The 12,213-nt window shown below is 41.8% G+C and carries 16 protein-coding genes and 1 tRNA gene; 8 read left to right on the top strand and 9 right to left on the bottom strand.

Annotated features, from left to right (window positions below):
• The first annotated feature begins 63 nt into the window (after positions 1 to 63).
• Complete coding sequence (locus tag ACP26M_RS17615) at positions 64 to 1,059, top strand: PDDEXK nuclease domain-containing protein (protein WP_426581888.1); 996 nt, start codon at positions 64 to 66, stop codon at positions 1,057 to 1,059.
• A 115-nt stretch (positions 1,060 to 1,174) separates the two neighbouring features.
• On the opposite strand, the gene ACP26M_RS17610 is transcribed toward ACP26M_RS17615, so the two are convergent.
• A tRNA-Phe gene (locus ACP26M_RS17610) sits at positions 1,175 to 1,247 on the bottom strand.
• A gap of 206 nt (positions 1,248 to 1,453) precedes the next feature.
• Between ACP26M_RS17610 and ACP26M_RS17605 the strand changes: the two genes are divergently transcribed.
• Both ACP26M_RS17605 and ACP26M_RS17600 read left to right on the top strand, forming a co-directional pair.
• A complete protein-coding gene (locus ACP26M_RS17605) occupies positions 1,454 to 2,755 on the top strand; it encodes a 4Fe-4S dicluster domain-containing protein (RefSeq protein WP_426581886.1) in 1,302 nt (433 codons plus the stop codon).
• 56 nt (positions 2,756 to 2,811) lie between these two features.
• Complete coding sequence (locus tag ACP26M_RS17600) at positions 2,812 to 3,615, top strand: (Fe-S)-binding protein (RefSeq protein WP_426581884.1); 804 nt, start codon at positions 2,812 to 2,814, stop codon at positions 3,613 to 3,615.
• On the opposite strand, the gene ACP26M_RS17595 is transcribed toward ACP26M_RS17600, so the two are convergent.
• On the bottom strand, positions 3,610 to 4,092 hold the full coding sequence (locus ACP26M_RS17595) for a hypothetical protein (protein WP_426581882.1): 483 nt from the start codon (positions 4,090 to 4,092) through the stop codon (positions 3,610 to 3,612). The two genes, ACP26M_RS17600 and ACP26M_RS17595, sit on opposite strands and share 6 nt — an antisense overlap.
• A gap of 45 nt (positions 4,093 to 4,137) precedes the next feature.
• Here ACP26M_RS17595 and ACP26M_RS17590 point away from each other — a divergent pair, with 45 nt between their 5' ends.
• Positions 4,138 to 4,623 carry an ABC transporter ATPase gene (locus ACP26M_RS17590; protein ID WP_426581880.1) on the top strand — a complete coding sequence of 162 codons (486 nt, stop codon included), beginning with the start codon at positions 4,138 to 4,140 and terminating at the stop codon, positions 4,621 to 4,623.
• Positions 4,624 to 4,740: 117 nt separating this feature from the next.
• Positions 4,741 to 5,139 carry an SPW repeat domain-containing protein gene (locus ACP26M_RS17585; protein ID WP_426581878.1) on the top strand — a complete coding sequence of 133 codons (399 nt, stop codon included), beginning with the start codon at positions 4,741 to 4,743 and terminating at the stop codon, positions 5,137 to 5,139.
• 60 nt (positions 5,140 to 5,199) lie between these two features.
• On the opposite strand, the gene ACP26M_RS17580 is transcribed toward ACP26M_RS17585, so the two are convergent.
• The 4 genes from ACP26M_RS17580 to ACP26M_RS17565 all read right to left on the bottom strand — a co-directional run bounded on the left by ACP26M_RS17580 (position 5,200) and on the right by ACP26M_RS17565 (position 7,259).
• Entirely contained in the window at positions 5,200 to 5,886 is a 687-nt protein-coding gene (locus ACP26M_RS17580; RefSeq protein ID WP_426581876.1) for a PAS domain-containing protein, read from the bottom strand.
• 68 nt (positions 5,887 to 5,954) lie between these two features.
• Positions 5,955 to 6,329: a hypothetical protein gene (locus ACP26M_RS17575; RefSeq protein ID WP_426581874.1), complete on the bottom strand. Its 375-nt coding sequence runs from the start codon at positions 6,327 to 6,329 to the stop codon at positions 5,955 to 5,957.
• Positions 6,323 to 6,706 carry a BamA/TamA family outer membrane protein gene (locus ACP26M_RS17570; RefSeq protein WP_426581872.1) on the bottom strand — a complete coding sequence of 128 codons (384 nt, stop codon included), beginning with the start codon at positions 6,704 to 6,706 and terminating at the stop codon, positions 6,323 to 6,325. The genes ACP26M_RS17575 and ACP26M_RS17570 overlap by 7 nt, the downstream gene beginning before the upstream one ends.
• Positions 6,648 to 7,259 (bottom strand): hypothetical protein, encoded by a 612-nt coding sequence (locus ACP26M_RS17565; RefSeq protein ID WP_426581870.1) that lies wholly within the window; start codon positions 7,257 to 7,259, stop codon positions 6,648 to 6,650. Before ACP26M_RS17565 ends, ACP26M_RS17570 begins: the two co-directional genes overlap by 59 nt.
• Before the next feature lie 197 nt (positions 7,260 to 7,456).
• Here ACP26M_RS17565 and ACP26M_RS17560 point away from each other — a divergent pair, with 197 nt between their 5' ends.
• The 3 genes from ACP26M_RS17560 (at position 7,457) to ACP26M_RS17550 (ending at position 9,433) form a co-directional block, all read left to right on the top strand.
• The gene (locus ACP26M_RS17560; RefSeq protein ID WP_426581868.1) at positions 7,457 to 7,963 is read left to right on the top strand and encodes a hypothetical protein; all 507 of its coding nucleotides are present in this window, start codon (positions 7,457 to 7,459) and stop codon (positions 7,961 to 7,963) included.
• 229 nt (positions 7,964 to 8,192) lie between these two features.
• Positions 8,193 to 8,840, top strand: a complete 648-nt coding sequence (locus ACP26M_RS17555; protein ID WP_426581866.1) for a transposase — start codon at positions 8,193 to 8,195, stop codon at positions 8,838 to 8,840.
• Between the two features lie 8 nt (positions 8,841 to 8,848).
• Complete coding sequence (locus ACP26M_RS17550) at positions 8,849 to 9,433, top strand: hypothetical protein (protein ID WP_426581864.1); 585 nt, start codon at positions 8,849 to 8,851, stop codon at positions 9,431 to 9,433.
• 228 nt (positions 9,434 to 9,661) lie between these two features.
• Here ACP26M_RS17550 and ACP26M_RS17545 read toward each other — a convergent pair whose 3' ends face one another.
• From ACP26M_RS17545 to ACP26M_RS17535, 3 genes are all read right to left on the bottom strand, one after another.
• On the bottom strand, positions 9,662 to 10,555 hold the full coding sequence (locus ACP26M_RS17545; protein ID WP_426581862.1) for a DUF4835 family protein: 894 nt from the start codon (positions 10,553 to 10,555) through the stop codon (positions 9,662 to 9,664).
• Positions 10,552 to 11,754: a bifunctional phosphopantothenoylcysteine decarboxylase/phosphopantothenate--cysteine ligase CoaBC gene (gene coaBC, locus ACP26M_RS17540; RefSeq protein ID WP_426581860.1), complete on the bottom strand. Its 1,203-nt coding sequence runs from the start codon at positions 11,752 to 11,754 to the stop codon at positions 10,552 to 10,554. The genes ACP26M_RS17545 and coaBC overlap by 4 nt, the downstream gene beginning before the upstream one ends.
• Before the next feature lie 121 nt (positions 11,755 to 11,875).
• Positions 11,876 to 12,208, bottom strand: coding sequence for a DNA-directed RNA polymerase subunit omega (locus ACP26M_RS17535; protein WP_090529735.1), 333 nt, complete (start codon positions 12,206 to 12,208; stop codon positions 11,876 to 11,878).
• Between the last annotated feature and the right edge of the window lie 5 nt (positions 12,209 to 12,213).

The raw sequence follows: 12,213 nt of genomic DNA, 5'->3' as shown, positions 1-12,213 counted from the left end.
TTCAAATTTAGGTAAACCACTTGTATTTCGTAAATTTGACATTTACCTGTAATCCTAACTACCATGCTTATTAATCAATCTGTAATTGCTGATATTCAGGCCATAATTCTTCAGGCTAAGGATAAAGCTATCAGGCTCGTCGACCACGAGCGTACATTGATGTACTGGCAAATCGGGCAACGTATTTTTGAAGAAGAGCAACAAGGGAAGGACCGCGCTGATTATGGCAATTACCTCACAAAGTTTATTGCTGATCAATTAGAGCCTGAATATGGTAGCGGGTTTTCTAAACGGCAGATAGAACTCTTCCGACAGTTTTATCGCACATTCCCAATTGCGAATACAGTGTATTCGCAATTGAGTTGGAGTCAATACAAGGTTATAATCCGACTTGACAGTCAGGATAAACGTGATTTTTATATAGCAGAAACTATCAAAAACAACTGGACCGTACGCCAATTAGAACGTCAGATCCATAGTAGTTTATGGGAACGGCTTCTAATGAGTAACGATAGAGATAGCGTATTGGCTGTTGCGCGCAACGAACGGGAGCCGTCTGATGCAAAAGAAATAATCAAAGACCCTATGTATCTTGAATTTTTAGGATTGCACCGTGAAGCATCATACTATGAAAAGGATTTAGAACAGGCAATAATTACTCATTTGCATGATTTTCTGTTAGAAATGGGTAATGGTTTTGCATTCGTTGCCAGACAAAAGCGACTACACATTGACGGAGACGAGTTTTTTATTGACCTTGTTTTTTATAATCGGCTACTGCAATGCTTCGTGATCATTGAAATAAAAACTACAAAGTTTACTCATCAAGATATAGGACAGTTACAGATGTATGTAAATTATTACGACAGATACGAAAAGAAGGACTTCGAAAAACCTACTATAGGCATTTTGCTATGCGCTGAAAAGAATAATGCAGTAGTAAAGATATCTCTTCCGGAAGATAATAAAACCATTTTCGCGAGCGAGTACAAATTATATCTACCCACCGAACAGCAATTAATAGAAGAGGTAAAAAAGGAAATCGAGAAAAGAGCTTAAGCTAATTGATCACCCTTATTTGGGAATTTTCAAAGAAAACTAAACAAAAAAGCCCTCGGAAAATCCGAAGGCTTTAAAAACTTTTTAAAATAAATTGACCACGTGGTCTTTTTTGTGGTACCAACTGGGATCGAACCAGTGACACAAGGATTTTCAGTCCTTTGCTCTACCATCTGAGCTATGGTACCAAACCGTTCCCGTGTTTGGGGAGTGCAAATGTAGCCTTTTTTTTATGTTTGAAAACTTTTTTTTGAAAAAAGTTTCTGTTCGCCTGCTTGTTTTAAATAATTATGCAGGTAATCAGCTAATTAATTTTCAAATATTTTTTCAATCCCAAAACATTTCGCGCTTTAAACAATTCATTTAACTTTGAGAAAAATACTATGCACGCATAATGATTGCTCAGCTTATATTTATTATCATCCTGGCGGTTGCCGTTTACTTCTTTGGCAAGAACGTGTCTAAAATCAGGCGCAATATTTTGCTGGGTAAAGACACGGAGCGTAACGACCAGCCGGCCCTGCGCTGGAAAGTAATGGCCAAAATTGCCCTTGGGCAAACAAAAATGGTTAAACGCCCCGTAGCGGCGGTAATGCACTTTTTTATTTATATTGGTTTTATTATCATCAATCTTGAAGTGCTGGAGATCATGATTGATGGGATCTTTGGCTCGCACCGCATCTTTTCACATCCTCTTGGTGGTTTGTATGGTTTTTTAATAGGCGGTTTCGAGATGCTTGCAGTATTGGTACTTACGGCTTGTATCGTTTTCCTGTGCAGGCGCAATGTTGTACATCTTAAAAGGTTTACCGGTACAGAAATGACATCATGGCCAAAATCTGACGCTAATTACATCCTTATTACTGAGATCTTGCTCATGACCGCTTTCCTGACCATGAATGCAGCCGATTATAAATTACAACTGCTGCATTTTGGCCACTATATTACAGCCGGAAGCTTTCCGGTGAGTTCATTGTTGGCACCGTTGCTGCCTGGTAGCGCTTCGGCATTGGTAATTACTGAGCGTGTTTGCTGGTGGTTTCATATTGTCGGGATCTTGTGTTTCTTAAATTACCTGCCGTATTCAAAGCATTTTCATATTCTGCTGGCTTTCCCCAATACGTACTATTCAAACCTGAACCCTAAAGGGAAATTTACCAATATGGCATCGGTTACTAATGAGGTTAAAGCCATGCTTGATCCATCATTCGTCCCCGAAAATACTGGCGAGCCCGGACGTTTTGGCGCAAAGGATGTAACTGATCTTACCTGGAAAAACCTGATGGAGGCCTATACCTGCACTGAATGCGGCAGGTGTACCTCGGTTTGTCCGGCAAATATTACAGGCAAGTTGCTATCGCCGCGTAAGATCATGATGGATACCCGTGACCGGATTACGGAAGTCGGCAATAATATTGATAAGCATGGTAAGGATCACCAGGATAATAAATCATTGCTTGACAATTACATTACCCGCGAAGAGCTCTGGGCTTGTACCAGTTGCAATGCCTGTGTGGAAGCTTGCCCGGTGAACATCAATCCGCTGGAGATCATAACCGAAATGCGCCGTTATATTGTAATGGAAGAATCGCAGGCCCCGGCAAGCCTCAACAATATGTTTGGCAACGTTGAAAATAATGGCGCGCCATGGAAATACAGCCAGGCCGACAGGTTTAACTGGGCGGAGGAGCGGTAGGCAGTTAACAGTTTTTAGTTGGCAGTTTACTTTTTAAATTCAAATTTAAATCCGAGATGGAAAATCCGAATTCCGAAATAAAAATCCCAACCATGGCCGAAATGGCTGCACAAGGGCAGGAACCTGAAATATTGTTTTGGGTAGGATGTGCAGGCAGCTTTGATGAGCGTGCCCGGAAAATTACCCGCGATATCTGTAAGATATTGCAGCATGTGGGCATTAGCTACGCAGTGTTAGGTACAGAAGAAAATTGCACCGGCGACCCTGCCAAGCGTGCGGGTAACGAGTTTCTGTTCCAGATGCAGGCCATGATGAATATCCAGATGCTTGATGGTTATAATATCAAAAAAATAGTCACCGGATGTCCGCACTGTTTCAATACTATAAAAAATGAGTATCCAGGCCTGGGCGGCAATTATGAGGTGATCCATCACACGCAACTTATTCAACAGTTAATTGATGCTGGTAAGCTGAAAGCCGAAGGTGGCGAAAGTTTTAAGGGGAAAAGGATCACTTATCATGACCCCTGTTATTTGGGCCGGGGAAATGATGTTTACGAGGCTCCGCGCGCGGCGTTAGAGATCCTGGATACCGAATTGGTGGAAATGAAACGCTGCAAATCAAACGGGCTGTGCTGTGGTGCCGGCGGCGCGCAAATGTTTAAGGAACCTGAACCAGGCAAAAAGGATATCAATATAGAGCGGATTGCCGATGTTATAGAAGCCAAAGCACAGGTTGTAGCCGCTGCCTGTCCGTTTTGTATGACCATGCTAACTGATGGTGTAAAAAATCAGGATAAGGAGCAGGAGATAAAGGTGCTGGATATTGCCGAGATCACGGTTAGGGCTAATGGGTTATAAACCTTTCGTCCTGAAATATTTCAAGGCATTCTTCAGGCTGTCAAATTTGGTGGCGCTCATGTTATGTACCGGTAAATCAAATGTGGTAGCCATTGAGTCGATATTGCCATTAGGGTCTTCGTAGGTTTGTACAATGATATCATCGGTTTGGGTATTGAATTTTACTGTACCTGTAGTGTCGCTGCCCACATAATCAACATTAGTTAAACGGTGCAGGTTGAAAGAAAAATACTCCTGCTTGCCCTGTTGATAAGTTTTTCGCAGCCGTAAAAAATAGTCGTTGGTAAGGGTTATCTCCCACTTTTTGAGGTTGATATCAGGCGCGGGGTTAAATGAGCTGGTGAGGCATTTATTGCTCCAGTTTAACCATTCCTGTTCGTTCATTTCAGCTTTAAAACCGTAATTTAGCGCACTAAGGACTAAAATTGACGTAATGAGCGCGGTTTTTCCAATTGATGGCAGAATTGATATTTTCATGACAACAAAATGTAACCCGAAGTTAATAAATTGATATTTTTGGAAATGAAATTTTCTCCACAGTCAAGAGTTTGGATCTATCAGTCGGACAGGAAATTAACCGATCTGGAAGTGCAGCAGATACAGCCCGAGCTGGACAAGTTTACCACCAACTGGACAGCCCACAACAACCAGCTGAAAGCCAAAGGCGAGGTGAGGTATAACCGTTTTTTTATATTAATTGTTGATGAAAGCCAGGCAGGTGCCAGCGGTTGCTCTATCGATAAATCGGTTCATTTTATGCAGCAGGTGCAACAGCATTTAGGTATCAACCTTTTCGATAGGTTTAATTTAGCTTATCGCGAAGGGCAGGAAGTGCTTTCACTGCCGCGCCATGATTTTGAGGCTAAATTAAAAGATGGCAGCATCACTAAAGAAACCGTAGTTTACAACAATCTGGTACAAAATTTAACCGAGCTTGAAACTAAATGGGAGGTGCCTTTTAAAGATAGCTGGCACATTCAGTTATTTCGTGACCTGGTGGCCAATTAGTTAACCGGCTGTTCAATTTTTTTAAATTTACTGTACTTAAGCCGTGCAAATGTTTACCTTTGGCACAAAATTTAAATTTAAATCATTTATATTGATACTTATAAATAAGCTATAAAAATGAAAGGCTTCATCTCAACCAAAACTTACGGATTTTTAAACTACGTTGTAGCCCTGTTAATGATCTCATCATTATGGACTTTTGATACGCTTCATGTTGGCGGCGCTGCTTTGTTCCTGCCTTTAATAATTGGCTGGTTACAGCTGATCATGGCTATCTTCGCTAAAAACGAAATGGGTTTTATCAAACAATTCCCTATGGTAATGCATAATGTAGGCGACGTAATTATGGGTTCATTTTTATTTTGCTCACCCTGGGTTTATGCCTTTTCTGATAGAATGGTTTTACCGCAATTAATTTTTGGCGCCTATCTTTTAATTGTAGGTTGCTTTACTAAAGGCTCGCCATTTATTAACCCACAAGTTGAAGAAGATCACGGCGTAAGCTATAACGCGTAATTTCCTTTTTTTAAAAGATATAAGACAAACGGGGGCGCTCATTGAGTGCCCCCGTTTGTCTTATATGCCAAGTTCTTTTGCTAGTTGCTCCTCGCGCTGGTTGCGCATTATTTTAGTGAAGCCCCGATGATTATGTTGTTCATCAAACAAAGGGAAAACCAGTCCGCTCCCCCAAAAACGAGTGCCGTCTTTACGTACATGGTAGCGTTCGTCAATAGCTCTGCCCATGCTTAATGCCCTTTTTAATTCCAATTCAGGCTTGCCGGCGGCAATATCCTCAATAATAAAAAAAATGCGGCCGTTAAGCCCTAACGCTTCCTGTTCGGTATAACCAAGAACTTTTTGGGCGCCGGTATTCCAGCTATTGATGTTTCCATTTTTATCGGTGGTTATTACGGCGTAATCTTCAAGGCTGTCCAATACCTGCCTGAAAAACTCTTCGCTCATTCTAAAATAAGTGTCGTCAAAAATATCTTTGTCGGTTACTTCATTATCAAATGATTGATATTCTATAAAAATACTTGTTTTGTCAACTCCGCAAGCGAGTTGCACAGGTTCGCGGGTTATGCGATAAAACGTCTCGTAGCCTGCCGGCAGATTGTTAAGGACGGGTTTAGTTTTAACGGGTACAAGGGTGATGTCAACCACCTCTTCAGTTTGTTGGTTTACGGTTACTTTTACCAATACATATTCGTAGCCTTTTTCAATAAGGTCGCCAAGTAGTTGTGAGGTTAACGGAGTGCGCATTTTACGGTAGATTGCTTGTTCAAGAAAAATCAGTACAAAAATGACACCAGTTTATAGCGGTATTATTGTTATTTGAGCCTGCTTACAGCTAAACACCTCGTTAAGTCCCAAAAAGAAACCCTTGAGGTATAAGCTCCCCTGGCATAATCAATACATAGATTAGGGCGTGTGTATTTATTAAACAACAGCCGCAATCCGGTGCCGCCACCGGGCTCCCGGTACCTGAATAGCTTTTTGCGTTGCTGATTGTTTGCCATTTCGGCGTTAACAAAAGCAACGTCGCTGAGCAACTTATTGCCTGTTAGCGGAAAGCGGTATTCTGCCTCATTATATACAAACGACATGCCTTTAAACCTGCCAATAATGAAAGCTCTGCCAATGCGGTCATAAGCATCGCTGCCGGTGCCGGGTAGTTCAAGGTAGGGCAGCGCCCCGCTTAACAAATAGTTTGACCAGTGCCACAACGCAAAAACATGTTCGGGTGGGTTGATGACAGGCTCCAGTATTTCCTGAACTTAAACTTTACCTGCATGGCATTGCGGTTGCTTCCCAGCCAGGTTTGGTTGCTCCTCAAAACTATATCGGCATAAATACCCCTGAACGGGCGGTTAGGCTGGTCGCGGTTATTGAACTGGAAATTGAACAACAAGCCATTAACCTGGTACGAGTTAACAGGAAAACCGTTATGGATACTATAGCGGTAGTTATGAGTTTTTGATATGGGGATATCCTTGCGGTCATCATCTATATGGCTGTAATAATTAAAGCTTAGCCCGGCGCCTACGTATATGGTTGGCCAGTTTACGGTAGATACGCTCATTAGCTTTGATATGTACATAACGGATAGGGAATGCATCAGGATTATTGTCAAAATGGGTTCTATTCATGAAAAAGCTGCCTTCGCCAAAACTGCGCCTGTCGGCGCCGAGGCCGTTGTCCATAGCAACGGTTTTCCCTATTTGTACAGTGCCCTGCAAGTTCCGCTTGTTTTCGGCTGAAAATGCGTTTTGCTTAAACTCAAAAGTAGAGAGCCCGCTTGTTGACAGGTAAAAGCCCGCATTAATTACCGAAAGCGTTGTGGTTGAAGGATCGCCAAAGTATTTCCCTCCTGACGAAATTACCCCAACTGCAAACCCCACACTCGGGTTATAAGCGGCCGATGGCAATACCGACCAGTAGGTGCGGTTTCGTACCTGTTCGGTAACCGCGGTAGGTTTGCTGCTTTTGCCGCTGAATATAGAAGCTAAGATCCCATTGGCGTCTAACTGTGTTTGTAACGAATCAACCGGATCAACCAGGGTTTGGGCAAACAGCTTGCAGGTACTTAAAAGTACAATTAAGGTTAAGGTGAGCCGGTAAGCAGCGGGAGCCAATTATTTAGGGATTAATTAGTGCTCCTGCTAATATATTTATATCATCTGAATGTAAAAAACTTATTACGAAAAATTAGAGAGGATAAGCGACTGAATTTTATTGAGTAATATCAATTGCTAATTTTACGGTTATGCTGAGACGTATTTCGCTTTTGATCATATTATTTTGTGTTGGCAATCAAGCCAACACAAATAACTTGAAAATTGATTTAAAGAAAGATAGGTATCTTCTAAAAGCTGAACACGATGGTGTAAACGATAAGATAATTGGAGATTTGAAGTTGTTTGATGTTTATGCCAATCAATCGTTTACACGGTTGAAATTTGAAAAGCGTGTGGTTGGTAGTCATATGGTTTTAAAATGGATAAATGCAGGAAGCAGGTCTTTTACCATTTATGAAGTAATATCAGTCGTACCGGCCGATACCCTATATCAGGAAAAGATACTTGGATGGGACTCTGTTACGAAAAAGAATGTTATTAAAAAAGGCGAGCGTATTAAGCTTAAACCGGGAAGTTTTAATTTTCATACCTATATAATAAAACCGGCTACGGGCAAGCGGTTAATTTACACGACAGAAGTTAAGCAAGGCCTTACGGAATATTGGATTGGCCGCGAGCGATTTTATCCTCTTTATGAATCAATACCCTTAAGTATCCGTTATCCGAACCTGCCCGAAATTTTGAGATTGGTTCAGGAGTAGTAAAAAATCGTGTTAGTGATAGGAGCGGATACCTGCCGTGTGGCTAATGCCCAATGTCATTAAGTTAAGCCATAAGTATCTGTTTGTCAGTTTATTAATTTAAATTTTGATTATTTTTTATTATATTTAATTCATAATCAAGTAGTTAAATTGCAAAAAAAACTCACTTTTTCTGCTTGAAAAGGTGAGGGCCGAGTTAGTTAATCCAAACTTAGCGGCGCAGTTTAAGATGGACGATAAACACTTTACCAGAACTCGTAAGCAATCATTTCTGTCTGCTATCCTTCTGATGGTCAATCAGCTTAAAAAGAGCCTTAGCGTAGAGATAGATGGCTTTTTACAACAATTGAATAACAAGCTTTCACATCGGGTATTGCCGTTTACGTCCAGCGCCTTCGTTCAAAATCGGAAAAAGATCAATCCCGAGGTATTCAAATATCTTTCGTCTGTTATTATCCAGGGCTTTTACAGGCCTGAAAATGATGAGGTAAAGCTTTTACATGGATTGCGAATCCTGGCGGCAGACAGTTCCGAACTAACTTTACCATTTACCAAAGAATTACAGCAGCAATACGGCGTAGTCAGCAACGCCGCGACCTTGTCGATCGTGCAGGCAAAAATGTCCGTACTGTTTGATGTGATGAATAAACTGACACTTGATGTTGTGTTGGGCAAAGGAAGAGCCTCTGAACGCGACCTTGCATTGATGCATAAGCATCAATGGAAAAAAGGCGATTTGATTATTTATGACCGCGGGTATCCATCCTTTGCCTTTATTTATGAGCATGTTCAGGCGGATATTGATTGTTTAATCCGGGCGAAGACCGTTCATTCTAACCTGGTAAAGGAATTTGTAGCAGGTGGAAAGCGTCTTTAATTACCTTGATGTACCCCGATCAGGACAAATCGTTCAAAGGCAAAAACTACAGCAGAAAAACAAGTATCCAAGTACGTTTACTAAGAATCGATCTCCCCAACGGGGAAACAGAAGTACTGATTACTACCTTGCTGGATAGTCAGAAACATCCATCGAAGCTGTTTATGAAGCTTTACTTTATGAGGTGGGGTATAGAGACGTTTATGGATGAGTTGAAAAACAAGCTGAAGATCGAATATTTTTCGGGTTATTCCGATCAAACGATCAACCAAGATATCGGCTGTGCAGTCTTTATAAGTAATCTTCAATCAGTCATCATCAGCAGTTTAGTTGATGAGTTTGAAGAGCAGAATAAACAGAGATTGTATGACCATAAAGTCAATACAAACCTTTCTTACGGATTCTTAAAAAATAGGGTCATAGAATTGCTACATCAAGACGGGCCATTAGAGCAAATATTAGCGGAACTCGAATCATTGTTCCTTAAAAATACTGTTCCCATACGCCCAAACAGAAATAATCCCAGAAATACACAAAAATATCGCTATAAGGACAAGCCTATCGTCACCAAAAACCAAAAAGACGCCTTATGATTCCTTAACTTAATGACATTGGGCTTTCAGCCTGTGGGCGTATGAACGGATAGCCCGGGCCGCAGGCAACGCCCATGTTATAAAGCTGATGGAAATGGAACACCTTAATAATCGTTAACTTACAAATTGTAACTATCAATAAGCCAAACTAAAAAGCCTGCTCTTTTAAGTAGGGATTACTTTGTCGTTCCTCAACTTCTTTATTTGTTTTCAAACTGACAGTAAGGATTATTTCTGCAATGTTTGATATTTATTCCCATTAGCAGGGTCGAGCTTTAAAAACAGGTTCATGGCGGTTAACCGTTCCTGGTTATCGGCCTTGCTGTAAATGGAAACCAGTTCATCACTTTTTGCTGTATAAAATATAAGCGGAAGCATTGCGCCCACACGTTGTCGATCTATTTGCTGTAGTAAAGGCAGCAGGGCATCAATAGCTTTTCGGCCTTTGCTTACATTATCGGCCATTAAATCGAGCCCGTTGCGGTGATAATCGTACAAAAAGCTGCGTAACGGGTTATATAGTTTATTATTCAGGTTTTCGGATAACCAGTAGCGGTTTACATTGCCATCAAACGCTTTCCAGCCACCATATGATGATGTTTGCGCATTGGTTACGATGGTCTGGGCAGCTAAAAAATATGGCGTGCCTCCAAATTTTGAAAACGTGTCATAGTCAAGGCCGATAATAATGTTGGCATAAAAAGCCATGATCGAACTTAAATTTCCCTGAAAATTTTGATCGGTATAGTCAATAGTCTGGCCTTCGGTATAACTAAAGCTAACATCTTTATCATTAAGATTTAATAAGGTAGAGGTATAGGATGTGCCATAAACCGGCCGGGACGATTGTACTTGCAGCTCGCCGGTAAAATTACTGCTGCCATCCCAGTTGGTAATGTTCAGCACAAAATTGCAATCTATTCTCTCCTGCGGTAAAATTGGATCAGCGCTCCATTTGCGGCCGTTCAGGAAATCCTTCATGGCAGTTTCCAGGGCTTGAAAAACGCGCTTATTCGCAACCTGTATCTTGGGCGATAATACTTGTATACGTGCATTCAGGTCCTGGGCCCCGCTCCGGCAGCAAAGAAACATTAGCAAAGTATAAAGCAGCAGTTTTTTCATCCGTTTATCAGTTGGGCAACTTTATTGCAAATATCGCGGGCTACTGCTTCCTTGCTTTTCAGGTCGAAAGTAGTTTTCTTAAGCTCACGATCAATAATAGTTATCTTATTGGTATCGCCTGCAAAACCGGCACCCGCGTCATTAAGCGAATTTAGTACAATAAAGTCAAGATTTTTCTTTTGCAGCTTGGTTATCGCGTTCATTTCCTCGTCGTTGGTTTCCAAAGCAAAACCAACCAATATTTGTCCTTCGCGTTTGGCCTCGCCAAGGGTTTTTAAAATATCAGTGGTTTTCTTCAGTTCGATGCGCAGATCGTCGTCTCTTTTCTTGATCTTTTGAGTGGCAACATCAGCCGGGGTATAATCGGCAACGGCAGCGCTCATGATACAGGCCTTTGCATCGCCATAAGCGGTTAAGCAGGCCTCTAACATTTGTGCCGCCGAAATAATATTAACCCGTTTTATATTTTGCTGCTTGCTGATTTGCGCAGTCGGCCCGGTCACTAAAGTGACGTCGGCCCCCATCAAGGCCAGTTCATCTGCGATAGCAAACCCCATTTTGCCCGACGAATGGTTGCCGATAAACCGTACTGGGTCTATAGCTTCATAAGTTGGTCCGGCGGTTACCAGTATTTTATGACCGGCTAAACGGAGTTTTTTTTTTGATTCAGCTTCCAGGAAAGCAACAATTTCTTCAGGTTCGGCCATCCGGCCTTCACCATACAGGCCGCTGGCAAGTTCGCCGTTACCGGGCGGAATCATGATGTTATCAAATGATTGCAGCCTGCTTACGTTTTGGCGGGTAGCCGGGTGCAGCCACATATCCAGGTCCATAGCCGGAGCAAAATAAACCGGGCATTTGGCCGAAAGATATACCGCGTTAAGCAGGTTATCGCAAAGGCCGTTAGCCATTTTAGCAAGAGTGTTGGCCGTAGCAGGAGCAATGACCATCATATCGGCCCAAAGGCCAAGCTCAACATGGTTGTTCCATTCGCCGGTATCAGCGTTAAAATAGTCAACCAGCGCCGGGTTTTTTGAAAGCGTTGAGAGTGTAAGCGGTGTAATAAAGTTGGTGGCATCGGCAGTCATCACCACTTTAACGTTGGCGCCTGCTTTAACCAGCAACCTAACCAGCAGTGCCGATTTGTAGGCTGCAATACTGCCGCAAACTCCTAAAACAATGTGTTTGTCTTTAAGCATAAGCTCAGATCCGCCAATAGGCGAAAGGATAAATATAGGCTAAAATAGAAAAAACTCCCGATAAGGGAGTTTTTCACGATATAAATAAATTTCCGAAGCTACTTTTTTAGGAGCCGGGAGACTAAACCTCTTTAGTTGGGTTACGGTAGTATACTTTACCATCTAAAAATTCCTGAACGGCAACTAATGACGGTTTAGGTAATTTTTCGTAATATTTTGAGATTTCAATTTGCTCACGGTTCTCAAATACTTCTTCCAGGTTATCATTTGATGATGCAAATTCAGAAAGTTTCTGGTGAAGCTCTTCTTTAATGTTGTTCGAGATCTGGTTTGCCCTTTTTGACATAATCACAAGCGACTCATAGATGTTCTCTGTTTTGGTATCCAGCTCGCGTAAATCGCGGGTTACAGTGCTGCTGGCTGCTGCTGGTTTATTACTGTTGTTAGCTGTCATATCTT

Origin of the sequence: Mucilaginibacter sp. R-33 (assembly GCF_049949235.1) — a bacterium.
In the GTDB taxonomy this organism is placed as follows: Bacteria; Bacteroidota; Bacteroidia; order Sphingobacteriales; family Sphingobacteriaceae; genus Mucilaginibacter.
Note: the sequence above shows the minus strand (reverse complement) of the source record. Positions and strands in the feature narration are given on the sequence as shown.

Bases quoted from the DNA above. Each gene is read 5' to 3' on its own strand.
- ACP26M_RS17615 (WP_426581888.1), top strand. From the start codon at position 64: ATGCTTATTAATCAATCTGTAATTGCTGATATTCAGGCCATAATTCTT.
- ACP26M_RS17605 (WP_426581886.1), top strand. From the start codon at position 1,454: ATGATTGCTCAGCTTATATTTATTATCATCCTGGCGGTTGCCGTTTAC.
- ACP26M_RS17600 (WP_426581884.1), top strand. From the start codon at position 2,812: ATGGAAAATCCGAATTCCGAAATAAAAATCCCAACCATGGCCGAAATG.
- ACP26M_RS17595 (WP_426581882.1), bottom strand. From the start codon at position 4,092: ATGAAAATATCAATTCTGCCATCAATTGGAAAAACCGCGCTCATTACG.
- ACP26M_RS17590 (WP_426581880.1), top strand. From the start codon at position 4,138: ATGAAATTTTCTCCACAGTCAAGAGTTTGGATCTATCAGTCGGACAGG.
- ACP26M_RS17585 (WP_426581878.1), top strand. From the start codon at position 4,741: ATGAAAGGCTTCATCTCAACCAAAACTTACGGATTTTTAAACTACGTT.
- ACP26M_RS17580 (WP_426581876.1), bottom strand. From the start codon at position 5,886: ATGCGCACTCCGTTAACCTCACAACTACTTGGCGACCTTATTGAAAAA.
- ACP26M_RS17570 (WP_426581872.1), bottom strand. From the start codon at position 6,706: ATGAGCGTATCTACCGTAAACTGGCCAACCATATACGTAGGCGCCGGG.
- ACP26M_RS17555 (WP_426581866.1), top strand. From the start codon at position 8,193: ATGGACGATAAACACTTTACCAGAACTCGTAAGCAATCATTTCTGTCT.
- ACP26M_RS17550 (WP_426581864.1), top strand. From the start codon at position 8,849: ATGTACCCCGATCAGGACAAATCGTTCAAAGGCAAAAACTACAGCAGA.
- ACP26M_RS17545 (WP_426581862.1), bottom strand. From the start codon at position 10,555: ATGAAAAAACTGCTGCTTTATACTTTGCTAATGTTTCTTTGCTGCCGG.
- coaBC (WP_426581860.1), bottom strand. From the start codon at position 11,754: ATGCTTAAAGACAAACACATTGTTTTAGGAGTTTGCGGCAGTATTGCA.
- ACP26M_RS17535 (WP_090529735.1), bottom strand. From the start codon at position 12,208: ATGACAGCTAACAACAGTAATAAACCAGCAGCAGCCAGCAGCACTGTA.